At 66.6% G+C, this 23,785-nt stretch carries 24 protein-coding genes and 1 pseudogene; 11 read left to right on the forward strand and 14 right to left on the reverse strand.

Going from position 1 to position 23,785, the window contains the following annotated elements; genetic code table 11:
* Positions 1-36: 36 nt before the first annotated feature.
* Positions 37-1,254 carry a UbiH/UbiF/VisC/COQ6 family ubiquinone biosynthesis hydroxylase gene (locus ACQ450_RS10110; protein ID WP_431469178.1) on the reverse strand — a complete coding sequence of 406 codons (1,218 nt, stop codon included), beginning with the start codon at positions 1,252-1,254 and terminating at the stop codon, positions 37-39.
* A 146-nt stretch (positions 1,255-1,400) separates the two neighbouring features.
* On the opposite strand from ACQ450_RS10110, the gene ACQ450_RS10115 reads away from it, so the two are divergent.
* From ACQ450_RS10115 to ACQ450_RS10135, 5 genes are all read left to right on the forward strand, one after another.
* Positions 1,401-3,698 carry a DNA translocase FtsK 4TM domain-containing protein gene (locus ACQ450_RS10115; protein ID WP_431469179.1) on the forward strand — a complete coding sequence of 766 codons (2,298 nt, stop codon included), beginning with the start codon at positions 1,401-1,403 and terminating at the stop codon, positions 3,696-3,698.
* Between the two features lie 87 nt (positions 3,699-3,785).
* Positions 3,786-4,406: a LolA family protein gene (locus ACQ450_RS10120; protein WP_431469180.1), complete on the forward strand. Its 621-nt coding sequence runs from the start codon at positions 3,786-3,788 to the stop codon at positions 4,404-4,406.
* Between the two features lie 205 nt (positions 4,407-4,611).
* Positions 4,612-5,406, forward strand: a complete 795-nt coding sequence (locus ACQ450_RS10125) for an exodeoxyribonuclease III (protein ID WP_431469181.1) — start codon at positions 4,612-4,614, stop codon at positions 5,404-5,406.
* Positions 5,407-5,426: 20 nt separating this feature from the next.
* A complete protein-coding gene (gene ribA, locus ACQ450_RS10130; protein ID WP_431471205.1) occupies positions 5,427-6,464 on the forward strand; it encodes a GTP cyclohydrolase II in 1,038 nt (345 codons plus the stop codon).
* Between the two features lie 41 nt (positions 6,465-6,505).
* On the forward strand, positions 6,506-6,868 hold the full coding sequence (locus ACQ450_RS10135) for a hypothetical protein (RefSeq protein ID WP_431469182.1): 363 nt from the start codon (positions 6,506-6,508) through the stop codon (positions 6,866-6,868).
* A 39-nt stretch (positions 6,869-6,907) separates the two neighbouring features.
* Here the strand turns inward: ACQ450_RS10135 and map are convergent.
* The 3 genes and pseudogenes from map to ACQ450_RS10150 all read right to left on the reverse strand — a co-directional run.
* A pseudogene (gene map, locus ACQ450_RS10140) lies at positions 6,908-7,408 on the reverse strand (type I methionyl aminopeptidase); the annotation flags it as partial.
* 22 nt (positions 7,409-7,430) lie between these two features.
* Positions 7,431-8,093 carry an HAD family hydrolase gene (locus ACQ450_RS10145; RefSeq protein ID WP_431469183.1) on the reverse strand — a complete coding sequence of 221 codons (663 nt, stop codon included), beginning with the start codon at positions 8,091-8,093 and terminating at the stop codon, positions 7,431-7,433.
* Positions 8,090-8,758: a YggS family pyridoxal phosphate-dependent enzyme gene (locus tag ACQ450_RS10150; RefSeq protein WP_431469184.1), complete on the reverse strand. Its 669-nt coding sequence runs from the start codon at positions 8,756-8,758 to the stop codon at positions 8,090-8,092. Before ACQ450_RS10150 ends, ACQ450_RS10145 begins: the two co-directional genes overlap by 4 nt.
* A gap of 22 nt (positions 8,759-8,780) precedes the next feature.
* Here ACQ450_RS10150 and ACQ450_RS10155 point away from each other — a divergent pair, with 22 nt between their 5' ends.
* Positions 8,781-9,347 (forward strand): thiamine phosphate synthase, encoded by a 567-nt coding sequence (locus tag ACQ450_RS10155; protein ID WP_431469185.1) that lies wholly within the window; start codon positions 8,781-8,783, stop codon positions 9,345-9,347.
* Here the strand turns inward: ACQ450_RS10155 and ACQ450_RS10160 are convergent.
* Positions 9,320-10,057, reverse strand: a complete 738-nt coding sequence (locus ACQ450_RS10160; protein ID WP_262503801.1) for a porin — start codon at positions 10,055-10,057, stop codon at positions 9,320-9,322. The genes ACQ450_RS10155 and ACQ450_RS10160 overlap by 28 nt on opposite strands.
* A gap of 165 nt (positions 10,058-10,222) precedes the next feature.
* Here ACQ450_RS10160 and ACQ450_RS10165 point away from each other — a divergent pair, with 165 nt between their 5' ends.
* Genes ACQ450_RS10165 through holA form a run of 4 tightly spaced genes read left to right on the forward strand, consistent with a single transcriptional unit; the run spans position 10,223 to position 14,691 of the window.
* Positions 10,223-10,657, forward strand: a complete 435-nt coding sequence (locus ACQ450_RS10165) for a DUF3576 domain-containing protein (RefSeq protein WP_431469186.1) — start codon at positions 10,223-10,225, stop codon at positions 10,655-10,657.
* A gap of 16 nt (positions 10,658-10,673) precedes the next feature.
* A complete protein-coding gene (gene leuS / locus ACQ450_RS10170) occupies positions 10,674-13,190 on the forward strand; it encodes a leucine--tRNA ligase (RefSeq protein WP_431469187.1) in 2,517 nt (838 codons plus the stop codon).
* Positions 13,187-13,678, forward strand: coding sequence for an LPS assembly lipoprotein LptE (gene lptE, locus ACQ450_RS10175; RefSeq protein WP_188053307.1), 492 nt, complete (start codon positions 13,187-13,189; stop codon positions 13,676-13,678). The genes leuS and lptE overlap by 4 nt, the downstream gene beginning before the upstream one ends.
* A complete protein-coding gene (gene holA, locus ACQ450_RS10180) occupies positions 13,675-14,691 on the forward strand; it encodes a DNA polymerase III subunit delta (protein ID WP_431469188.1) in 1,017 nt (338 codons plus the stop codon). Before lptE ends, holA begins: the two co-directional genes overlap by 4 nt.
* On the opposite strand, the gene ACQ450_RS10185 is transcribed toward holA, so the two are convergent.
* Genes ACQ450_RS10185 through ACQ450_RS10210 form a run of 6 tightly spaced genes read right to left on the reverse strand, consistent with a single transcriptional unit; the run spans position 14,688 to position 20,441 of the window.
* Complete coding sequence (locus tag ACQ450_RS10185; RefSeq protein WP_431469189.1) at positions 14,688-15,617, reverse strand: ParB/RepB/Spo0J family partition protein; 930 nt, start codon at positions 15,615-15,617, stop codon at positions 14,688-14,690. The genes holA and ACQ450_RS10185 overlap by 4 nt on opposite strands.
* A complete protein-coding gene (locus tag ACQ450_RS10190; RefSeq protein WP_431469190.1) occupies positions 15,614-16,396 on the reverse strand; it encodes a ParA family protein in 783 nt (260 codons plus the stop codon). The genes ACQ450_RS10185 and ACQ450_RS10190 overlap by 4 nt, the downstream gene beginning before the upstream one ends.
* Positions 16,393-17,013, reverse strand: a complete 621-nt coding sequence (rsmG, locus tag ACQ450_RS10195; RefSeq protein ID WP_431469191.1) for a 16S rRNA (guanine(527)-N(7))-methyltransferase RsmG — start codon at positions 17,011-17,013, stop codon at positions 16,393-16,395. The genes ACQ450_RS10190 and rsmG overlap by 4 nt, the downstream gene beginning before the upstream one ends.
* Entirely contained in the window at positions 17,010-18,857 is a 1,848-nt protein-coding gene (gene mnmG / locus ACQ450_RS10200) for a tRNA uridine-5-carboxymethylaminomethyl(34) synthesis enzyme MnmG (protein WP_431469192.1), read from the reverse strand. The genes rsmG and mnmG overlap by 4 nt, the downstream gene beginning before the upstream one ends.
* Before the next feature lie 55 nt (positions 18,858-18,912).
* Positions 18,913-20,205 carry a tRNA uridine-5-carboxymethylaminomethyl(34) synthesis GTPase MnmE gene (gene mnmE / locus ACQ450_RS10205; RefSeq protein ID WP_431469193.1) on the reverse strand — a complete coding sequence of 431 codons (1,293 nt, stop codon included), beginning with the start codon at positions 20,203-20,205 and terminating at the stop codon, positions 18,913-18,915.
* 5 nt (positions 20,206-20,210) lie between these two features.
* Positions 20,211-20,441, reverse strand: coding sequence for a DUF6489 family protein (locus tag ACQ450_RS10210; protein WP_188053321.1), 231 nt, complete (start codon positions 20,439-20,441; stop codon positions 20,211-20,213).
* A gap of 86 nt (positions 20,442-20,527) precedes the next feature.
* On the opposite strand from ACQ450_RS10210, the gene ACQ450_RS10215 reads away from it, so the two are divergent.
* Positions 20,528-21,226, forward strand: a complete 699-nt coding sequence (locus tag ACQ450_RS10215) for a dienelactone hydrolase family protein (RefSeq protein ID WP_431469194.1) — start codon at positions 20,528-20,530, stop codon at positions 21,224-21,226.
* Positions 21,227-21,283: 57 nt separating this feature from the next.
* On the opposite strand, the gene ACQ450_RS10220 is transcribed toward ACQ450_RS10215, so the two are convergent.
* The 3 genes from ACQ450_RS10220 to ACQ450_RS10230 form a co-directional block, all read right to left on the reverse strand.
* Positions 21,284-22,018 (reverse strand): TerC family protein, encoded by a 735-nt coding sequence (locus tag ACQ450_RS10220; RefSeq protein WP_188053325.1) that lies wholly within the window; start codon positions 22,016-22,018, stop codon positions 21,284-21,286.
* A gap of 15 nt (positions 22,019-22,033) precedes the next feature.
* Positions 22,034-23,290: a transcription termination factor Rho gene (gene rho / locus ACQ450_RS10225; RefSeq protein ID WP_188053327.1), complete on the reverse strand. Its 1,257-nt coding sequence runs from the start codon at positions 23,288-23,290 to the stop codon at positions 22,034-22,036.
* 149 nt (positions 23,291-23,439) lie between these two features.
* Complete coding sequence (locus tag ACQ450_RS10230) at positions 23,440-23,775, reverse strand: hypothetical protein (RefSeq protein WP_431469195.1); 336 nt, start codon at positions 23,773-23,775, stop codon at positions 23,440-23,442.
* Positions 23,776-23,785: the final 10 nt, after the last annotated feature.

Genomic DNA, 23,785 nt, shown 5'->3' on the forward strand with positions numbered 1-23,785 from the left:
CAGCCTCCGGCGCGTGAACGTTCCCCTGGAAGAAGGTCAGACCACCTCGCCCTGAAGCAGCTTCGGCACGGCGCCCGATTCGCCGCGCGCCTCGGCCATGAAGGCGTTCTTGAGCGGCGGCAGCCGGTCCACCGCATTGAGGCCGAAGCGACGCAGCGCGGCGGGAGCGCGGCCAGGGATGCCGAACAGCCGAGTCAGCCCGTCGGTCGCGAGCGCCACCATGAAGGTGTCGAGCGCACGCCAGCGCTGGTAGCGGGCGAGGAGCTGGGCGTCGCCCGGCTCGAGGCCGAGCCGTTTGCCCTCGACCAGCACCTCGACCAGCGCGGCCACATCGCGGAAGCCGACATTGACGCCCTGACCGGCGATCGGGTGGATGCCATGCGCCGCGTCGCCGACCAGCGCCAGCCGATGATCGGTGATCCGCGCCGCATGATGGAACCCCAGCGGATAGCTGAACCGCGGCGTCGGCGCGCCGAGCTCGCCGAGGAAACCGCCCATCTTCTTCGACATTTCCGCCAGGAAGCCGCGTTCGGAAAGCTTGAGCATGCCCGCCGCCGCTCCGCCCTTCACCGTCCAGACGATCGCCGAGCGATGTCCGTTCGCATCGTCGTTGAGCGGCAGGATCGCGAAAGGCCCCTCCGGATAGAAGATCTCGAAGGCGGTGTTCTCGTGATCATGCTGATGGTTCACGGTCGTTACCAGTGCGGCATGATCGTAGCGCCAGCGCGCCACCTTGATCCCCGCCGCTTCGCGGGTCGGCGAGTTGCGCCCCTCGGCCGCGACGAGGAGCGGCGCCGAGACGGTCGCGCCGCTGTCGAGCGTGGCAGTCACTCCGAACTCGCCGCGATCGACCGAAAGCGCCCGCGTCTTCATGCGGATATCGACCCCGGGCGCCGCCTGAGCGGCCTCATAGAGCGCGCGGCGCAGGCGCCGGTTCTCATACATGACGCCGAGCGCCGGTTCGCCCTCGTGCGTCGCGAAATCGAGCTTCCCGGGCTCGAGCCCGTCGGAGACACGAATGGCTTCGATCAGGCAGCCCGCATCGGCCAAACGCGCGCCGACGCCGATCGCATCGAGCATGCGATGCGGCGCGCTGGCGATCGCCGAAGCGCGGCCGTCGTGCTCGGCGGCCAAAATGACTTCCGGATCGGCGACGTCGATGACGATCGCCGTCAGCCCGTGCGCGTTGAGCGCGACGGCGAGCGCGCTGCCCACCAGTCCGCCGCCGAGAATAAGGACGTCCGCGCGATCCATGACCTGCTCTCCGATACAACTCGAGCGATGTGCGTGTGGAAAGCTGTGTAGGCGCCTCGGCAGGCGCTGCCAACGCTCGCCTTGACGGGGGAATCGGTTCGCGCGATGTTCCGCGTCGGACCAGCCGCATTTCGGAGATACAGGGGATGGCGACTCGCGCGCAGCCGCCGCTTTGGCGCGACACGATGAAGGCCGGCGCCCGCCGCAGCAGTGCGCTGATCGGCGGGGCGCTGTTGTTCCTCGCCACGCTGGCGCTGATCCTGGCACTGGCGAGCTATCACCCGAGCGACCCTTCGCTGAACACGGCCTCGGGCGCCGATGCGCGCAACCTGCTGGGCGCGCCCGGCGCCTGGATCGCCGACCTGCTGTTCGCGATCGCCGGATTGCCGGTGGTGCTGCTCACGCCGCTGGGCCTGATCGTCGCCAACCGGCTGTGGCGTGATCGGCCTGTCGGCGGCTGGCCGAAGATGCTGCGCGGCGCGGCGATCGGAGTCGTGCTGATGGGCACCGCGCTCGCCTTCGTATCGAGCGATTCGGTGCTCGCGCTGCCCGGCGGTTGGGGTGGCGCGATCGGACTGGCGGGCGCGGGCGTGCTGCAGTGGATGCTGGGGCTTGCGGGAGACCCGACGGTATCGCTGTGGGGCGGTCGGCTGATCGGCCTGATCTGCGGCATCGCGGGCGTTTTCCTCTGGGGGCGCAGCCTTGAGCTTAGCCTGCCCGACACCGGCGTGCGCGTGCCGCGCCTGCCGCGGCGCGACCCTGCGGCGGCACCCGAAACCGAGGCCGAGGCCGATAGGGCATCGGTCAAGCCAGCTCCACGCAAGCTGGCTCTGCCCGAAAATCGGCCCAGCCCGGTGATCGCCGATCGCACGCTTGCGCCCTCGCCTTCCAAGCCCAAGCCGACTCAGGCGTCGCTTGCCTTCCCCGACAGCTATCGCCTGCCGCCGCTCGATCTGCTCACGGCGACGCCCGCCAATGCCAATCCGGCGGTCGACAAGGCTGCGCTCGAGCGGAATGCGCGGCTGCTGGAGAGCGTGCTCGACGATTTTCACGTCAAGGGATCGATCGTCGAAGTGCGACCGGGTCCGGTGGTGACGATGTACGAGCTCGAGCCTGCGAGCGGCATCAAGGCGAGCCGCGTGATCCAGCTTGCCGACGATATCGCGCGCAACATGAGCGCGATCTCCGCGCGCGTGGCCACTATCCCCGGCCGCAGCGTGATCGGCATCGAACTGCCCAATGCGAAGCGCGAGACGGTGAGCCTGCACGAGCTGATCGGATCGGAGGCCTTCGAGAGCCAGGGGGCGACGCTGCCGATCGTGTTGGGCAAGAACATCGCGGGCGACCCGGTGATCGCCGATCTGGCGCCGATGCCGCACCTGCTGGTCGCGGGCACCACCGGATCGGGCAAGTCGGTGGGGCTCAACTGCATGATCCTGTCGCTGCTCTATCGGCTCACGCCCGAACAGTGCCGGATGATCATGATCGATCCGAAGATGCTCGAACTCAGCATGTACAAGGACATCCCGCATCTGCTGGCCGATGTCGTCACCGATCCGCCCAAGGCGGTGCGCGCGCTGAAATGGGCCGTCGAGCAGATGGAGGACCGCTATCGCATGATGGCGAGCGTCAACGTGCGCAGCCTCGCCAGCTTCAACGACAAGGTGCGCCAGGCCAAGGCCAAGGGGCAGAAGCTGGGTCGCCGCGTGCAGACCGGATATGATCAGGAGACCGGCCAGCCGATCTATGAGGAAGAGACGCTGGAGCTGACGCCGCTGCCGCAGATCGTGATCATCGTCGACGAGCTCGCCGACCTGATGATGACCGCGGGCAAGGAAGTCGAATTCCTGATCCAGCGGCTGGCGCAGAAGGCACGCGCGGCGGGCATCCATCTGATCATGGCTACACAGCGTCCGTCGGTCGACGTGATCACCGGCGTGATCAAGGCGAACCTGCCGACGCGCATCAGCTTTCACGTCACGTCGAAGATCGATTCGCGCACCATCCTGGGCGAACAGGGCGCCGAGCAGCTGCTCGGCAAGGGCGACATGCTCTACATGCCCGGCGGCAAGCAGATCGCCCGCGTGCACGGGCCGTTCGTCAGCGACGAGGAAGTGCAGGCGGTCGCCGAACACTGGCGCACGCAGGGCACCCCCGACTATATTTCGGCGGTTACCGAGGAGCCCGAGGACGGCGGCTTCGCGCTCGACGGCGCGCCGGGCGGCGACGACAGTCCGGAGGAACAGCAATATCGCCGCGCATGCCAGCTGGTCGCCGAAAGCCAAAAGGCGTCGACGAGCTGGCTGCAACGCCAATTGCGCATCGGCTATAATTCGGCGGCGCGGCTGATCGAGCGGATGGAGCGCGAAGGCCTTGTCTCCCGCCCCGACCACGTCGGCCGCCGTGACGTACTGATGGATACCGACGGACGCCCGATCGCCTGACTCGGATCGAATCGCCTCGGCGCGGGTTCAGCGCGCATTCAAGCCGATCCGGCTAGCCGCATCGCCCGAATTGTTGGAGAGAAACTCGTGGTTCGCACGTCCATCGCCCTTGCCCTTGCCGTCCCCGCGCTCGTCGCGGCGGCGCCCGCGCCTCAGCAGAACACGCTGGATCAGGTGCAGCGCCACCTGCGCGGCGTGACGTCGATGGTCGCGGACTTCAGCCAGACCGACCGCAATGGGCGGACGGTGAACGGCACGATGACGCTGAAGCGGCCGGGAAAGATCCGCTTCCAGTACGAGCGCGGCATTCCGCAGCTGATCGTCGCCGACGGCAGCAGCCTCTATTTCATCGACTATCAGGTTCGGCAGGTGGAGCGCTGGCCGATCGGTAACTCGCCGCTGTCGGTGCTGCTCGATCCCAGCCGCGACATCGCGCGCTTCGCCCGCGTGGTGCCGACACGCGATCCGCGCGTCGTTTCGATCGAAGTGCACGACCCCGAGCACCCCGAATATGGCCGGATCACGATGATCTTCCAGCGCGAGGAGAACGCGCCGGCCGGATTGCTGCTGCAGGGCTGGGTGGCGCTCGATTCGCAGAACAATCGCACGACCATCCGATTGTCGGACCAGCGCCTCAACACCCAGGTTTCCGACGGAACGTTCCGCTGGAACGACCCGCGGCGCCAGGGGCGGCCCGGCGGACGCTGATCCATTCATCTCCGCGACAGCTTCGCTCGCCTAGAACCGTTCGTGCGGATGTGGGGCGTGTCGGGATTTTTCCCCCTGTTGCCCGGCGAGTTTCACATCCTGCCTGCGTGACGAACGCCAGGTCGGCCCCCGTTCCACTGCCCCCGGAGCGGGGGCCTTTCGCGTCTCTGGCGCATCGCGACCGGGCTGGCTACATGGCTGCGCAATGGCCGACACGATCAAGATCGCTTCCTGGAACATCAACTCGGTTCGCTTCCGCATCGGAATCGTCGAACGGTTCCTGACCGAAGAGTCTCCCGACATCCTGTGCCTGCAGGAAACGAAGGTGATCGACGGCGACTTCCCCGCCGCGGCGTTTCGCGATCTGGGCTATGAGCATATCGTCGTCCATGGCCAGCGCATGCATCACGGCGTGGCGATCGTCAGCCGCGTTCCCCTCACCGAGGACGACAGGCTCGATTGGCAGGCGAACGGCGAGGCGCGGCACGTGGGCGTGCGGCTGGCGAACGGACTGCGGCTCGAAAACGTCTATGTCCCCGCCGGCGGCGACGTGCCCGATCGCGAGGCCAATCCGAAATTTGGCCAGAAACTCGATTTCATCGAGCGGATGACGCGATGGTCCGAGGCGCTAAAAGTGCCGACACTGCTGGTCGGCGATTTCAACATCGCCCCGCTCGAATGCGACGTGTGGAATCACAAGGCACTGGTCGACGTCGTCAGCCACACGCCGATCGAAGTCGAAGCGCTGGGCCGGATGCAGGCGGCGCACGACTGGGTCGACCTCGGCCGCAGCTTCATCCCGGCGCCCGAGCGCTGCTTCACCTGGTGGAGCTATCGCGCCAAGGATTGGGCCGCCTCGGATCGCGGACGGCGGCTCGACCATATGTGGGCCAGCCGAGAGGTCGCCGCCGCCGCGACCGGACACAAGGTGCATGAATCCTGCCGGAGCTGGCTCAAGCCGTCCGACCATGTGCCGCTCGTCACCGAGTTCGCGCTTTGAGCGACGTACGCAGCGTCGCCATGGCGCTGGACGCGCTGCGCCGCGGCTGGCCGGTGACGATCCGCGGACGCGCGGCATCGCTGGCGCTGCTGCCGGTGGAGACCGCGGACGCCGGGCGACTCGCGGCGTTCGATCCATCGGGAGCAGCGCCACTCCTGCTTTCGGCGGGACGCGCGGCGACGCTCAAGCTGGTCAATCAACGCGAAGCGGCAGTGCCCGACGGGCCGGTGCAGGTCGCGCGCACCGACTGGCTCGACTTCGACATGGGAGTCGCGCTTGCCGATCCCCAGCTCGATCTTGCTCGGCCGCTGAAGGGGCCGTTTCGCGCCGAGGCCGTGACGGAGCCGGAAGCGGCCGGCGCGGCGCTCCGGCTGGCACGAATCGCGGGACTGCTGCCGGCGTTCTTCGTTCGCGTGGGCGCGGACGATGGCAACGGCATCACCCCGGACGACATTGCCGCGCATGAGGATGCGGGCCGGTTGCGGATCGCGGCGCGGGCGCGGCTGCCAGTCGCCGGTGCCGAGGATGCGGAGATCGTAGCCTTTCGCACCGATGAAGCGCCCGGCGAGCATGTCGCGCTGCTGATCGGCAGTCCGACGGGCGCGCCGCCGCTGGTGCGGCTGCACAGCGAGTGCCTGACCGGCGATGTGCTGGGTTCGCTCAAATGCGACTGCGGGCCACAGCTGAACGCCGCGATCGCCGCGATCCGCGCAAGCGGCTGGGGCGTGCTACTCTATCTGCGCCAGGAAGGGCGTGGGATCGGGCTGATCAACAAGCTGCGCGCCTATGCGCTTCAGGATCAGGGCTTCGACACGGTCGACGCCAACACGCGGCTGGGGTTTGCGATCGACGCTCGCGACTTCGCGGTGGCGGGCCGGATGCTCGAGCTGCTGGGGCAGCACGAGGTGCGGCTGCTGACGAACAATCCCGAAAAGGTGGCAGGGCTCGAATCGGCGGGAATTCGCGTGATCGAACGCGTCGCGCATCATCTGCCGCCCAATCCGCACAACGAGCGCTATCTGGCGACCAAACGCGACCGGACGGGGCACCAGTTCTGACAAGCGAGTCGGCCTGAAAGGCGGCATCAGGAGAGCGACGCATGCGACCAGGTTTCGGCAAGACGCTTCTGATGCTGCTCCTCGCCGGTTGCACACCTGCCGACGATCCCTTCTTCGACAGCGCGAACCCCGCCCACTGCGCCGCGATCTTCGGGCTCGCGGCCAATGGCGCTCAGCAGGCATCGAACTCCGAAGTTGCGGACGAAATGGTGATGCGAGCGACTCTGCTGGCAGAGCAGCACGGCGGCGCGGCGTGGATCGAGGCGATCACTCCGGAAGCGCTGGAGATTGCGGCAAAGATGGAAGCCGCGAACGACAGGGAGGCGGAGCTCCGCTGGCTCGACGAATGCACGGCGCAGCAGAATACCGATCCGGCCTTTCAGGCGCGCGTTGCGAGGCGCTGACCGCGGTGGTGCGGAACCCCGCTGGCAAACGCCAGTGGATCAGCGCGTGCGGCTCGCCATCCCGCTCTCTTCTGCCCGAAGCGTGAGCACCTCGACTCCGTTGCCCGTCACCGCGACGGTATGCTCGAACTGGGCGGAAAGCTTTCCGTCGCTTGCCACCACTGTCCAGCCGTCGTCGTTCGTCGACACCTTGCGGCTGCCCTGATTGATCATCGGCTCGATCGTGAAGACCATCCCTTCGCGCAACCGCATGCCGGTTCCGGGGCGCCCGAAATTGAGCACCTGCGGCTCCTCATGCATCTCGCGACCGATCCCATGACCGCAGAATTCGCGCACGACCGAATAGCCGTGCCGCTTGGCATGGCGCTCGATCGCGAAGCCGATGTCTCCCAGATGCGCGCCGGGCCGGACCTGACGTATCCCCTGCCACATCGCCTCCCGGGCAACCCGCACCAGCCGCCGGGCAGCGGGCGGAGCATCGCCGACGACATAGGTCTTGCTCGAATCGGCGATGAAGCCATTCTTTTCGAGCGTGATGTCGGCCACGGGCGCGCAGACGCCCTCAAAACACAAGCCGAGCGACGTCCTCGAAATCAGCGGCGATGTCATGAACGCCGAGCGCGCGCAGCCGCTCGGCATGATCGGGAGCGCAATGGCGACCGGCGCAAAGACCGATGACATGCGCGCCGGATGCTACCGCACCCCGTACGCCGACGGGTGAATCCTCCAGGATCACGGTGCGGCGGACGTCGGCGCCGATCGCCTCCGCAGCGTGGAGATAGAGATCCGGCGCGGGCTTTCCCCGTTCGACATGCTCCTTGCCGCTGTAGAGATGCTCGCCGAACGCATCGCGAATCCCGAGGTGATCGAGGTGGGTGGCGATCCAGTGAGTCGAACTCGACGAGGCGATCGCTCGCGGGAGCTCGGCAGGAAGACCCCGGATGAAGGCAATGGCGCCGGCGACCGGATCGAGGCCCTCGAGAAGCACGCGCTCATTCTCGGCCAGGCGCTCGCCTTCGAAGTGCGGCGGAAGGGGGCGTCCGATCCAGCGCTCGACCGCGCTGACGAAGTCCTGGCCCGAAAGGCCCATGAAGTTCGCCATCGAATCTTCGGCACTGGTTGGATGCCCATTGGCGGTCAGGAAATTCGCGATGTGGCGATTGCCCTCATATTCGCTTTCAAGCAGCACGCCGTCGAAATCGAAAAGGATCGCATCGAACTTCATGCGCGCGCTCCGAACAGGGCCGTGCCGACCCGGACGTGGGTGGCGCCCAGCGTGACGGCGGTATCGAAATCGCCTGACATACCCATGCTGAGCCCGGCGAGACCATGGTCCCGACCAAGCTTCGCCAGCAGCGCGAAATACGGCGCGGGCTCGACGCCGAAGGGGGGGACGCACATCAGCCCTGCCACCGGGATTTCGGCGGCGCGCGCTTCGCCAAGAAGCGCTGGAAGATCGGCGATCGCGCAGCCGCCCTTCTGCGGCTCGTTTCCGATATCGACCTGGACGAAGCACGACGGACGGCGATCCGCCTTGTCCATCGCCTTCGCGAGCGCAGTAACGAGCGAACTCCGATCGAGCGAATGGATTGCGTCGAACAGCGCGACGGCGTCCTCGGCCTTGTTCGATTGCAGCTGGCCGACGAGGTGAAGTTCGATACCGGGCGCCGCTTCGCGCAGTGCCGGCCATTTGGCGGCGGCCTCCTGCACCCGATTCTCTCCGAAAACGCGTTGCCCCGCGGTGATGAGCGGGCGGATCGCATCGGCTTCATGCATCTTGGAAACGGCAATCAGGGTGACTGCGTCGGGCGATCGCCGAGCGGTCTTCGCGGCACGCGCGATCTCCTGCCGGACGGATTCCAGGCGGTGACGGGCATCGTCGGGTTGCATGAGCCGCGCTATAGGGAGCGTCATGCGCCGCCGCCAGTCCCTGCTCCCTACGATCTGGCTGATGACCGATGAGCGCATGGGGGAGCGACTGTGGGAGGCACTGGAGCGGTTGCCGCGCGGCAGCGGCGTGATCCTCCGCCATTACTCGCTGCCGATCGGGGAGCGCCGCGCCCTCTTCGCCAAGGTGGCACGAGTCGCCCGACGGCGGCGGCTGATATTACTGCGTGCGGGCGAGGGGCCGCTCGGGCCCGAGGAGCATGGCGTGCACGGCCGCACGGCTCGCCGAACGCGTCCAGGGCTGCGCACGATGCCTGTCCATTCGCGGACCGAGGCAATCACCGCGGTCCGCCGTGGTGCCGATGCGCTGTTCGTTTCTCCGGTCTTCGCGACTCGATCGCACCCTGGCGCCAGGGCCCTGGGGCCCGTGCGGCTCGGGCTGATGATCGCGGGACTCGACGTGCCGGTGATCGCACTCGGCGGCATGGACGCGCGTCGCGCGCGCGCGCTCCGCGTTCCGGGACTATATGGCTGGGCGGCAATCGACGCCTGGAGCGCCGCCGATCAGAAGCGGAAGGCTGTTCCGACGTAGACGGCCTGGCTGTCGCGGCGATCGTCGGTGAGCCGCGGCAACCGCTCGCGTTCGCTACGCTCGTAGCGGACTCCGGCAGTGACATCGAGGTTCCGAGTCAGCGAATAGGAGCCCATCACGTCGATCGTCTGGCGCTGGCTTTCCGAGCCGACCAGCTTCGGCGCCGGGCCTTCCACGGGGCGGCTGTTCGAAGCGCTCACTCGCGCGCCGGCGCGGTCGCCGCGATAGCTGACCCCCACTTCGGTGCGCTCGGTACCACCCGGCTGGCTGACCAGATCGACTCGAGTGACATCGGCCGAAACGGCAAACCGCTGCCAGCCCACCGAGGCGCCGAGATTATAAGCGATCGGCGCGAGGCTGAGCGATTCTGGCTGAGCGGCGGCGGCGCGACTACGCTCGGCCTCGCCGACCGTGCGATTGGTCCGCGCGCGAACCGCGACGGTCACTGCGCGGTTGGCGGGGCGGCGGGATGCGCTGGGCGTAAACCGGAAGCCGCGTTCGGCCATGCCGCTCTGCGCGAGCACGGCGGCAAGCTTGGGATCGGCCGCGGCGGGCGTGAAGCTGTCGATGCTCCGGATCATCGAACGGCTCGGCTCCATCGCAGCGACACCGCTCTCGCGCGCCTGAAGCGCAGGCGCAACGGCGACCCCGGCGGCAATCAATGCCCCCAGACCCAGCCCTGCCATCCAGCGCCCCGAAATCATCGTCATTCCTTCCCTGTTGATAAGTGCTACCACGAACGGGCCGCATCGTTCCACTGGCTATGCGAGAATCCTCATAACTGTTGCACAGGGTCCACAGCCCGCAGCGCTTGCGGCGCCCGTGCGACCATCTATAGAGGCTGTTCGAGCCAACTTCTGCCTTGGGATTTGCCGATGAACCGCCTGTTGAGCACTGCGATCCTGGCATCGCTCGCCTGCACCACCGCCGCATGCGGCGGCGGCGACCGGCCGCGCGCCGATCTCGCCGCGTCGCAGGTGACGACGATCGGCGTGAACAGCTATCTGTGGCGCGCGAGCCTCGACACGCTGAGCTTCATGCCGCTGCTCCAGACCGATTCGAACGGCGGCGTCATCGTGACCGACTGGTACGTCAATCCGAACGTTCAGAACGAGCGCATGAAGGTGACCGTCACGATCCTCGACCAGGATCTGCGCGCCGACGCGCTGCGAGTCGCCGCGCTGCGCCAGGTGAACCAGAACGGCCAGTGGGTGGAGGCCCCGGTGCAAGCGGCAACGGTGCAGCGGCTGGAGGACATCATCCTCACGCGCGCTCGCGATTTGCGCCGCGCCGCACTCGTACAGGACTGATTTTTCAGGAGTTTCCATGGCGTCGCGTTTCAATCCGCTGAAGGCGGACGCGGCGTGGCAGAAAGTGTGGGAAGAATGCCGCACTTTCGCCGCGCGCGACGATTCGCCCAAGCCGAAATCCTATGTGCTCGAGATGTTTCCCTATCCGTCGGGGCGCATCCACATGGGCCATGTGCGCAACTATACCATGGGCGACGTGCTCGCGCGGTTCCGCCGGATGCGCGGCATGGAAGTGCTTCATCCGATGGGGTGGGACGCGTTCGGCATGCCGGCCGAGAATGCCGCGATGGAGAAAAAGGTCCATCCAGGCGCCTGGACGCGTGAGAATATCGCGACGATGCGTGCGCAGCTGAAGCGGTTGGGCTTCGCGCTCGACTGGAGCCGTGAGCTCGCCACGTGCGAACCCGATTATTACGGGCATGAGCAGGCGCTGTTCCTCGACTTCTACGAGGCGGGGCTCGTCTATCGCAAGGAAGCCTCGGTCAACTGGGATCCGGTCGACCAGACGGTGCTCGCCAACGAACAAGTGATCGACGGCCGCGGATGGCGCTCCGGCGCGCTGGTCGAACGGCGCAAGCTGAGCCAGTGGTTCTTGAGGATCACCGACTTCGCGGACGAGTTGCTCGAGGGATTGCAGGGCCTCGAGCATTGGCCGGACAAGGTCCGGCTGATGCAGGAGAACTGGATCGGCAAGTCCGAGGGGCTGCGCTTCCGCTTTGCCCTTTCCGATGACGGCGACGTCGAGGTGTTCACGACGCGGCCGGACACGATCTTTGGCGCGAGCTTCGTCGCAGTCGCGGCCGACCACCCGATCGCGCAGAAGCTAGGCGAGAGCGATCCTCAAGCCGCCGCCTTCATCGAACAGTGCAAGGCGGGTGGCACCAGCGCTGCCGAGATCGAGACTCAGGAGAAGCTGGGGCTCGATACGGGGCTGCGCGCCACGCATCCGTTTGATCCTGAACTGGAATTGCCGGTTTATATCGCGAATTTCGTGCTGATGGACTATGGCACGGGCGCGGTGTTCGGCGTGCCGGCGCACGATCAGCGCGACTTCGAATTCGCCTCCAAATACGGCCTGCCGATCCGGCGCGTCGTATCCGACGGCACGAAGCAGGCGCCGGAATTCGCGGAAGCCGAAGCCTATACCGGGCCGGGCACACTTGTGAATTCGCACTTCCTGGACGGCATGGACGTTGCCGACGCCAAGCGCGAGGTGATCCAACGGGCCGAAGACGAGGGCTGGGGAACCGGCACGACCGTCTGGCGGCTGCGCGACTGGGGCGTGAGCCGTCAACGCTATTGGGGCACGCCGATCCCGATCATCCATTGCACGCACTGCGGCCCGGTTCCGGTGCCGAAGGACCAGCTTCCGGTGGTGCTGCCCGAGGACGTTTCGTTCGAGATCCCCGGCAACCCCCTGGTGCGGCATCCGAGCTGGAAGCACGTCGACTGCCCCAGCTGCGGTGGCAAAGCCGAGCGAGAGACCGACACGCTCGACACGTTCGTCGACTCGTCGTGGTATTTCATCCGCTTCGCCAGCAGCCCCGAAGATCGCCCGTTCGATCCGGCAGTGGCGAACGCCTGGTTGCCGGTGGGCCAATATATCGGCGGGGTCGAGCATGCGATCCTGCATCTGCTCTATGCGCGCTTCTTCACGCGGGCACTCAGCCGCATCGGCAAGCTCGACGTTGCGGAGCCGTTCGCGGGCCTCTTCACCCAGGGCATGGTGACGCACGAGACCTATTTCCGCGGCGAAGGAGGGGAGCGCCAGTGGTACAATCCTGAGGAACTCGACATCTCCGCCGACGGCGCCGTGCTGAAGACGGATCGGCAGCCGGTCTCGATCGGCCGCGTCGAAAAGATGTCGAAATCGAAGAAGAACACTGTCGATCCGACCGAGATCGTCGATCAGTACGGCGCAGACGCCGTTCGCTGGTTCATGCTTTCGGACAGTCCGCCCGAACGCGACCTGGAATGGAGCGAAAACGGAATCGAAGGCGCGTGGCGCTTCGTGAACCGGATGTGGCGGCTTTTCGACGGCCTGTCCGAAGCGGCGGGCGAGGACATCGAGCTTGACCGCAAGCTCCACCGCACGATCGCCGGCGTTGCCGAGGACATCGAGGCGCTCTCGTTCAACAAGGCCGTGGCCAAGCTGTACGAGTTGGTGAACGCGATCGAGAAGGCTTCGCCATCGGCTTCGCGCACGGCGGCCGTGCGCGCGCTGGTGCGGATCGCCGCACCGATGGTTCCGCATATCGCAGAAGAGGCTTGGGCAGCGATGGGAGAGGACGGGCTGATCGCCGACGCCGCATGGCCCGAGGTCGACCCTTCGCTGCTCGTCGACACCCAGGTGACGATCGCCGTGCAAGTGAATGGCAAGCTGCGCGATACCTTGCTATTGCCCAAGGGCATGGCGCGTGCCGACATCGAAGCGGCAGCGCTCGAATCGGACAAGATCGTGCGGACGCTCGAAGGAAAGGCGCCGAAGAAAGTGATCGTCGTGCCCGACCGGCTCGTGAACATCGTCGCATGAGGGCGTTGGCGGCCCTGATGGCGCTGGCGGCGCTTTCGGGCTGCGGCCTGCGGCCGCTCTATGGCGGCGGCGCATCGGGGCCGGTGCGATCCACACTCGCGGCAGTGTCGGTCGCTCCGATACCGGGTCGTTCGGGATGGCTGGTGGCGCATGCGCTGCGCGATCGGCTCGACGTCGGCAATGACGCTCCGGCGCGCTACCGGCTCGACGTGCGGCTCGACGATCAGATCACCGGTCTTGGCGTGCGGCGCGACGATAGCGTTGCACGCGAGCGTCGCTCGCTGCGTGCCCGCTACCAGTTGATCGACCTGAGCACCGGTGCCGTCGTGCTCGATTCGACCGCGGGTTCGGATGCCGGCATCGATGTGGTAGGTTCCGAATATGCGACGATCGCCGCCGAGCGCAGTGCCCTCGAGCGGCTGTCGAACATCGTCGCCGACCAGATCGTGGCTCGGCTCGCGCGCTACGCCCAGAATGAGGCGCAGTGAAAGTCAACGTCGCGCAGATGCGTGCGCGCATCGCCGCGCCAATCCCCGACATCCGCCTGTATCTGCTGCACGGTCCCGATGAGGCCGGCGCGCAGGCGCTGGGGCAGCAGCTTGCCCAGGCGCTAGGGCCCGAGGTCGAGAAAATTGACGTCGAATCCAAAGCGTTGCGCGATTCCCCCGGGACTCTCGCGGACGAAGCCGCGTCGCTTTCGCTGTTCGGCGAGAGGCGGCTGATCCGGGTCCGTGGCGCTGACGACGCTACTGTGGAAGCGGTCACGCTGCTGCTGAACGCTGAGCAGGCAATCAATCCGGTGGTCGCCTTCGGACCCGGATTGAGGACCAGCAGCAAGCTGGTGAAGCTGGCAATCGCCGCGCCGGCCGCATTGGCACTGGCCTGCTATCCGCCCGAAGGACAGGATGCCGTTCGACTGGCATCGACACTGGCGCAGGAGCAGGGGCTCCGCCTGACCGGCGACGTGCCGCAGCGGCTCGCAAGCGCCACGGGCGGGGACAGGGCCGTGCTTGCGCGCGAGATCGAGAAGCTTGCGCTGTTTCTCGATGCGGCGCCCGATCGGCCGCGGGATGCGGATTCCACAACGCTGGAAGCAATCGGCGCGGACCTGAACGAGTCGGAGCTGTTCGAAGTGATCGAAGCGGCGATCGACGGGCGCGTCGCAACGATCGGCACCGCATTCAGGCGACTGCGCGAGGCGGGCGGTTCGGGCATTCCGCTGCTCCGCCAGCTGGCGCGGCGGCTGATGACACTGGCCGAGCTGCGTGCGCAGGCGGATTCGGGGATTCCAGTCGATCAGCTCGTCGAGCGGATCTTTTTCCGCGAACGTGCCGACACTGCGCGGGCGCTCAAGCGCTGGAACGCGCCCCAACTGGCACGGGCGATAGAGCGGGTCCGCTCCGCCGAGCGCGCGCTGATGCAGACGGCAAATGCAGGCGATGTGATCGCCGAGGCGGAATGCGCCGCGCTGACGCGCGCGGCCGCGCGCATGCGGGGCTAGATTCGGTCTCCGCTCAGCCGCTGGCACACCATGTCGAGCTGGTCGAGCGTCGAATAGCCGAGGGTGAGGGTGCCGCCCTTGGCACCATGGGCGATCCGCACGTTGAGCCCGAGTGCATCGCTCAAATGCCGCTCGAGCGCAGCGATATCGGCATCATTGCCCGGGTCCGCTTCGCTCCGGCTCGCGCCGCGCGGTGAATCGCCGCGCGGCTTCGATTCCCGCGCAAGCCGTTCGGTTTCGCGAACCGAGAGCCCTTTTTCGATTACTCGATGCGCAAGCGATTCGGCGTCAGGCGCACCGATGAGGGCCCGTGCATGGCCCATCTGAAGCCTCCCCTCGACGACCAGGCCCTGCACGCCCGGCGGAAGATCGAGCAATCGCATGAGATTGGCGACATGGCTGCGGGACTTATGGACCAGCCGCGCAAGCGCATCCTGGGTGTGGCCGAATTCATCGATCAGCTTGCGATAGGCGTCGGCCTCTTCGATCGCATTGAGATCCTGGCGCTGAATATTCTCGACCAGCGCAATCTCGAGCGTCTCGGCCTCGCTGAGCTCGCGGACGACGACGGGAACCTCGTGGAGCCGCGCCTTTTGCGCGGCGCGCCAACGGCGCTCGCCGGCAACGATCTGATATCCCTTGCCGTGCGGCCTGGCGACGATCGGCTGAATCAGGCCGCGCGCCGCGATCGACTGGGCAAGATCGTCGAGCGCGGCTTCGTCGAACCGGCGGCGCGGCTGCCCGGGATGGGGGGCGAGTGCGCTCACCGGCAGCATCCGAATGCCGGTTCCACCGGCCGGCGCTCCCTCTGCCGGCGCTTCCCGTTCGGTATCGCCGAGCAACGCGCTGAGACCACGGCCAAGGCCGGGGCGCGGCTTGCGGGTGGGGGCAGGGGCGGGAGAGGAGGCGCTGGTTTCTTCGGTCATGCGGCCTTCTGGAGCTTGGGCAGGCGATCGATCACTTCGCGTGCGAGAGCGATATAGGCCTCGGAGCCGGCGCAGCGGTGATCGTAGATCAATGCGGGCACACCATGGCTCGGCGCTTCGGAAAGGCGAACGTTCCGCGGGATCACCGTGTCGAAGACGACGCGGCCCAGCACAGCACGCACGTCATCCGAAACCTGATCGGTCAGCCGATTACGCCGATCATACATGGTCAGCGCTACGCCGAGGATCGAAAGCCCCGGATTGAAGCGGCTGCGGATCCGCTCGACGGTCGTGAGCAGCTGGCTCAGTCCCTCAAGTGCGAAAAACTCGCACTGCAGCGGCACAAGCAACGCATGCGCCGCGACCATTGCGTTGATGGTCAGCAGTCCCAGCGATGGCGGACAATCGATCAGCACCACGTCCCAGCGACCGCTGGTATCGCGGCGCAGCGCGGATTCGAGGCGATGCGTCCGCGCCTCGAACTCGATTAGCTCGATCTCGGCGCCCGACAGGTCTTGCGTGGCGGGAACGATATCAAGGCCCGGCACCCGCGTCGCGACCGCCACTTCCTCGGGCGCGGCTTCGCCGACGAGCAGATCATAGGTCGAGCGCTCACGCTCGCCACGCCCTATGCCAAGGCCCGTCGATGCATTGCCCTGCGGATCGAGATCGAGCAGCAGAACGCGCTTGCCGGTGGCGGCCAGCGCCGTGCCGACGTTGATCGCCGTCGTCGTCTTGCCGACGCCGCCCTTTTGATTGGCAATGGCGATGCAGATCATCTCGGGCGTACCTCCCGCGCGACCACGATCAGGGACTCGGACTGCGTGATACTCGGTTCCACGTGGAACGAACCTTGCCACGCGCGCCGCGCCGCTTCCACCTCTGATTGCGCATTCCGACCTTTCGGCAGAAGCCAGAGCGTCGAACGCGTGCTGCAATGGCGCGCTGCGGCGAGCAGCGCAGGGAGCGCCATCACCGCGCGTGCGGTGATAACCGCTGCCGCGAGCGGCGCGATGCTCTCGACTCGCATGGCGTGAACTTCGACGCGGTCGCCGATACCGAGCGCGTCTGCGGCCGCGCGGAGAAATTCGGCGCGCTTCGCCCGCGGCTCGATGAGATGCACCGGGCGCTCCGTGAGCAGCGCGACTACCAGCCCCGGCAGGCCCGCACCTGACCCGATGTCGAGCCAGACTCCGTCACCGGCAGGCTCCGCCAGCGGGACGAGCTGCGCCGAATCGACCAGGTGCCGAACCCAGATCGACTCGAGCGTCGAGGCCGCAATCAGGTTCTGACGGCCCGATTCTGCGATCAGCAATTCGGCGTATTCGGCGAGCCGGGTTTCACGTGGAACACCAAAGGTGCTGCGGACCCACTCGCGTGCTTCCTCCTCGGTCATGCCGCCCTGTGCTTCCGAGCGTGCAGCAGGATCGCGGAAAGCGCGGCAGGGGTGATCCCGCGAATTCGCGAGGCGGCGCCGAGCGTCTCCGGGCGCGCCGCCGAGAGCCGCTCCACCATCTCTGCCGAGAGCCCAGGCACGGCGGCGAAATCCAGCCCAGCCGGTAACCGGATCGCATCATTCGCGCGCAGCTCCGATACCTCCGCCTCCTGCCGATCGAGATACGGGGCATAGCGCGCATCTTCTTCGGCCTCCGTCAGGACGTCGCCGCGGCAGTTCGCCAGGACCTCCGCCGGCAACAGCTGAGCGGCAGTGACCCCGGGGAAGCGAAGCCACTCGCGGATCGTCCGGCGGGCGCCATCGGCCGCGACCGGTGCACCTCTGGCACGCACAGCACTCGACGTCGTCTCGACGTCGAACGCGGAATCGATCCTGCTCCGCTCCGAGTCGCGCTGCGCGAGACGCTCCAGCCGATCGGCACCAAGGCAGCCGAGTGCCCGCGCCACCGGTCCGAGCCGAGTCTCGGCATTGTCGGCGCGCAGCCGCAGGCGGTACTCGGCACGCGCGGTGAGCATGCGATACGGCTCGGTCACCCCCTGAAGCACGAGATCGTCGATCATCACCGCAAGATAGCTTGTCGCGCGGTCGAGCTCGAGCGGCGCGATGCCCAGCGCATGGGCGGCGGCGTTCAGACCGGCGACCAGTCCCTGGCCCGCCGCTTCCTCATAGCCTGTGGTGCCGTTGATCTGCCCTGCGCAGAACAGCCCGGCGATCGCGCCGAGCGCCAGACGAGAGTCGAGCGCGCGCGGATCGATATGATCATACTCCACTGCATAGCCCGGGACGGTGATCGTCGCGCGCTCCAGCCCGGGAATGCTCGCGACCATCGCCTGCTGCACTTCAACCGGGAGCGACGTGGAGAGCCCGTTGGGATAAACGAAGCTGGTCGCCAGCCCTTCGGGCTCGAGAAAGATCTGATGCCCGTCGCGGTCGCCAAAGCGGTGGATCTTGTCCTCGATCGAGGGACAGTAGCGCGGCCCCTGCGCCTCGATTGCCCCGGAGAAGAGCGGCGACCGATGCAGGCCCGCGCGGATCGCGGCATGGGTCGCGGGAACGGTACGCGTGATGCCGCAGTGAAGCTGCGGCAGCGACCGGACACGGGTGAGCGGCGACATGGTCCAGGGATCCGCATCGGACGGCTGTTCGGCCAAACGACTCCAATCGATCGTGCGCCCGTCGAGGCGGGGCGGGGTCCCGGTCTTGAGCCGAGCCATGGGAAGCGCGAGCGCACGCAACTGCGCGGCGATGCGGCTTGCCGCCGCCTCGCCGATCCGGCCGCCATCAAGGCGCTCTTCGCCGCGGAAAATGCGGCCACCGAGGAAGGTGCCGGTAGCGAGCACGACGGCGGGAGCAGCAAGCAGCGTCCCATCCGCCAAGCGGACGCCCATCACGCGATCGGACGCGATCTCGAGTGCAGCGGCTTCGCCTTCGACGAGCGTAAGCAGCGGCTGTGCCTTCAGCATCGCCTGAATCGCGGCGGCATAGCGAACGCGGTCCGCCTGAACCCGCGGCCCCTGAACCGCCGTGCCCTTGCTGCGGTTGAGCATCCGATAATGGATTGCCGCAGCGTCGGCGGCGCGGGCGATCAGACCATCGAAGGCATCGACTTCACGGACGAGATGCCCCTTGCCCAATCCGCCGATCGCCGGATTGCACGACATCGCGCCGACCTTGGCGAGATCGAAGCTCAGCAATGCGGTGCGCGCGCCGCGCCGCGCCGATGCCGCCGCGGCTTCGGTGCCGGCGTGACCGCCGCCGATTACGATTACATCGAACGCGTGCATGCCGCTGCGCTAATCGCTCCGACGGGCGGCGTCAAAGCGGTTCCACGTGGAACATCTATTTGCCGATGCAGAATCGCGCGAACAGCGAATCGAGCATCGCCTCGGTGCCGGCCCTGCCGGTGACTGCATCGAAAGCGCGAAGCCCCGCCCGCAAATGTTCGGCGACGATCAGCTCGTCCCCTTCGCGGGATGCCGCCAGCAACGCCCCAGCCGCATCGCCAAGCAGCGCGCGCTGCCGCGCATTCAACGCAACATGATCGAGCGGGGGAAGCAGCGACCCCGCACGCGTACCCACCAGTGCCCAAAGCGCTTCTATCGAAGCGACGTCGAACGAGGAGACCGCAATGTCCTTTGCGGCCGCAGCTTCCTGGCGCTCCGCAATGTCGGCGCGTGCGTGTACCCAGATCACCTGTGGATGCGGTGGCGGGCTGTCCTCCCCGAGCCACAGCAGCATGTCGGCCGTCTCGATCGCCGTCCTCGCGCGGGCTATGCCGATCGCTTCGATCGCATCGTCGGTGGCGTCCGCAAGGCCGGCGGTATCCGTGAGCACATAAGCGGTGCCGTCGCGCACGACCGGGATCTCGATCCGGTCCCGCGTCGTACCGGCCTGCGGCGAGACGATCGCCGCTTCGCGACCGGCGAGCGCATTCAACAATGTCGACTTGCCGGCATTCGGCGGTCCGGCGAGGACGATGTGCAGCCCGTCGCGCAATCGCTCGACGGGAGGGCGTGCAACTGCCGCCTCGATCTCTGAGGCGAGTCGGGCGGCGCGCGCGGGCAGCGTCGAAGCCGAGCCCGCGCTGACGGCAACATCGCCCTCGTCGCTGTGATCGAGCGCCGCTTCGATTTCAGCCGACAGGCCAAGCAGCGCCATGCGCCACCGTTCGACCTCGCGGCGAACGCCGCCTTCGGCCGCGCGCAGCGCGACCCGCCGCTGCGACTCGGTTTCCGCCATGAGCAGATCGCCGAGCCCTTCGGCCTCGCTGAGATCGATCCGGCCGTTGGCAAGGGCCCGCCGCGTGAATTCGCCCGGCTCGGCGGCACGGAGCCCGGGCAATCGACCAAGAACAGCCTCGGTCGCACGAACCACGGCGCGGCCACCGTGCAGGTGCAGTTCGACCAGATCTTCCCCGGTCGCCGAATGGGGCGCGGTAAAGACGAGCAGCAGGGCGCGATCGAGCAGCGTGCCGTCGGCGGGATCGCGCAGAGCGCGCAGCGACGCACGCCGGGGCTCGGGAAGCGCTCCGACGAGCGACTCGACCGCTCCGAACGCATCGGCGCCGCTCAGTCGAAGGACGGCGATCGCGGCGGGCGGCGCTCCGCTGGAGACAGCAAAGATCGTCTCCATCGCCTTCAGCCCGGCTTGCCCCCGCTTTCGAACATCCGGCGCCAGAAGCTCATGCCGGCCTCGCCCATCGGCGCCCAATTGCGCATAAGTGTTTCGATTACCTCGGGATTCTGCGTCCCATCCATCGCCTCGAGCAGCATGCCGACATATCTGTCGTGTACCGCCGTGAAGTCCGGCAATCCCATTGCGCGGCGCGCCTCCTCGGGCGTGCACTCGATCTCCACATTGATCTTCAAGGCTCATCTCCGCTTGAGCGCGCCCGCGCGCGGCTGCTAGCAGCCGGTCTAGGCGGGGCTGCGGCGCAACGGCAAGGGAAGGATTCATGAGCAAGACCATCACCATTGAGGCATCGGACGGCAGCGGGCGCTTCGACGCCTATTGCGCCGAACCCGAAGGCACGCCGCGAGCGGCGATCGTCGTGATCCAGGAGATCTTCGGCGTGAACGCCGGCATTCGCCGCAAGTGCGACAAATGGGCCGAAGCCGGCTATCTCGCGCTCGCGCCCGATCTGTTCTGGCGGCTCGAACCGGGGATCGAACTCGATCCGGACGTCGAGCCCGAGTTTCAGCGCGCGCTCGAACTGATGGGCAAATTCAATCAGGATGCGGGGGTGCGCGACATCGAAGCCGCGATTCACAAGGCGCGCGCGCTTGTCGACGGAGCGAAGGTGGGTGCGGTCGGCTATTGCCTGGGCGGACGGCTCGCCTTCATGACCGCGGCGCGCACCGATGTGGACGCCAGCGTCGGCTATTACGGCGTCGGAATCGACGGGCTGCTCGGCGAGAAACAGGCAATCGCCAACCCGCTGCTGCTGCACATCCCCGAGGAAGATCACTTCGTCGACAAGCCGACTCAGGCCAAGATGCACGAAGGACTGGACGAGCATCCGAAGGTCACGCTGTACGACTATCCGGGCGAGGACCACGGCTTCGCGACCGAACACGGCAAGCGGCGATCGGAAGAATCGGCGCAGCTGGCGGATACGCGGACTGCGGAGTTCTTTGCCGAACATCTCGGCTGACTTCGCCGATCATATCGGAAAACAAAAAGGGCGCCTCTCGGGGCGCCCTTTTTTATCCTATTGAAAGAACGAGATTAATCCGATCGTGTGCGCATCGCCGACCCAACCTTCATAGATCATCTTGAAGGCGACGAACACGATCACGGCGAGGCCGAAATAGGCGATCCAGCGATAGCGATCGATCAGCTTGGCGATGAAGTTGGCAGCGAGCCCCATCAGCGCGACCGACAGCAGCAGCCCGACCACGAGGATGCCGGGGTGCTCGCGCGCCGCGCCGGCCACCGCAAGAACATTGTCGAGGCTCATCGACACATCGGCCACGGCGACCGCCCAGGCGGCGCTGGCGAAGCTGCGTGCCGGCTTGAGACCCGAATGCTCGTCGCCTGCGACTTCGTCCGATCCGACGTTGGACGTGTCGTGGCGGATTTCGCGCCAGAACTTCCAGCTCACCCAGAGCAGGAGCAGTCCGCCGGCGAAGATCAGCCCGACGATGCCCATCAGCCAGGTGACGACGAGCGCGAAGGCGATGCGGAGCACCAGCGCCGCACCGATGCCGATCAGAATGACCTTCTTGCGCTGCTCGGCCGGCAGACCCGCCGCGAGCGCACCGACGACGATCGCATTGTCGCCGGCGAGCACCAGGTCGATCATCAACACCTGGCCGAAAGCGGCCAGCGCCGCCGGATCGCTCAGGTTCGAAAAGTCGTGAACGATGTTCGCCCACATGTCGCCGATCGAGCCAGGCCCGGCCGCGGCAACGCCATAGGTGGCGATCGATAGCAGATCCAGCATGCGACTCGGCCCCGCTTACTGGTTCATCGAGTCGAAGAAGTCTTCGTTGGTCTTGGAATCCTTCATCTTGTCGAGCAGGAATTCCATCGCATCGACGGTGCCCATCTGCATCAGAATGCGACGCAGCACCCACATCTTGGAAAGCGTACCCTTGTCGACCAGCAGCTCTTCCTTGCGGGTGCCCGACTTGCCGACGTCGAGCGCCGGGAAGATGCGCTTGTCCGCCACCTTGCGATCGAGCACGATCTCGGAGTTTCCGGTGCCCTTGAACTCTTCGAAGATCACTTCGTCCATGCGGCTGCCGGTGTCGATCAGCGCAGTGGCGATGATCGAGAGCGAGCCGCCTTCCTCGATGTTACGGGCAGCACCGAAGAAGCGCTTGGGACGCTGCAGCGCGTTGGCATCGACACCGCCGGTCAGCACCTTGCCCGAGCTCGGCACGACGGTGTTGTAGGCGCGGCCGAGGCGCGTGATCGAATCGAGCAGGATGACCACGTCCTTCTTGTGCTCGACCAGGCGCTTGGCCTTTTCGATCACCATTTCAGAGACTTGCACGTGGCGCTGCGCAGGTTCGTCGAAGGTCGAGGAAATAACCTCGCCCTTCACCGAACGCTGCATGTCGGTGACTTCCTCGGGCCGCTCGTCGATGAGCAGCACGATCAGGAAGACCTCGGGATGATTGTCGGTGATCGCCTTGGCGATGTTCTGGAGCAGCACCGTCTTGCCGACGCGCGGCGGCGCGACGATCAGCGCGCGCTGGCCCTTGCCCTGCGGCGCGACGATGTCGATCACGCGCGCCGACTTGTCCTTGATCGTCGGATCATGGGGATCAAGCGTGAGCTTGGATTCGGGATAGAGCGGCGTCAGATTGTCGAAATTGACGCGATGGCGGACTGCCTCGGGATTGTCGAAATTGACCGACACGAGCCGCGTCAGCGCGAAATAGCGTTCGCCGTCCTTCGGACCGCGGATCTCGCCTTCCACCGTATCGCCCGTGCGCAGGCCGAACTTCCGCACCTGATTGGGCGAGACATAGATGTCGTCGGGGCCGGCGAGATAATTCGCTTCGGGCGAGCGCAGGAAGCCGAAGCCGTCGGGCAGCACTTCAATCGTGCCTTCGCCCATGATCTGATCGCCCTGCTCGGCCTGCGCCTTGAGGATCGCGAACAGCAGGTCCTGCTTGCGCAGCGTCGACGCACCTTCGACGCCGAGCGCCTCCGCCATTTCGACCAGTTCGGCCGGTGCTTTCTTCTTGAGGTCCTTGAGGTGCATGCAGAGTCCGGAAGCTACGCTTTGCGGGGAGGGCGTCGGTCGGCGAGGTGCTGGAAGCGCTCGAGACGATGCTGGAGGAGTGTGCCGCCGCCGAAAAGCGCACGACGCCAATGCAAGTAAGTCCCGTCCCGGCCCAAGTCAAGCTGGGTTCAGAACCCCTGTTCCGTAAGCCTGTTACCGATCGCGGTCAGCGCAATGCCCTTGTCGCGAATCTGCGCTCCACAACGCTCCAGATCGGCCTCGATCTGCTCGGCCCACGCCGATTCACTGAACCTGCGCACCAGCCCGGCCTCGACATGGAAATCGGGGCTGCGCCCTTCGATACGGCCGAGGAAGTACATGATGCCCACCGCCATGCCGCTCTTAACCTCGTCGGAAACGGTTTCGCTCGCTGCCGCCATCGCGGCGACGCAGCGAAGATCCTGTTCATTGGCAGCGGCGATCGCGTCTTGGCCAAGCAGGGCGAGCAGCGTCAGAACCAGCATGCGATCACTC

It is taken from the genome of Sphingosinithalassobacter sp. LHW66-3, assembly GCF_050703275.1.
Lineage (GTDB): Bacteria > Pseudomonadota > Alphaproteobacteria > Sphingomonadales > Sphingomonadaceae > Sphingomonas.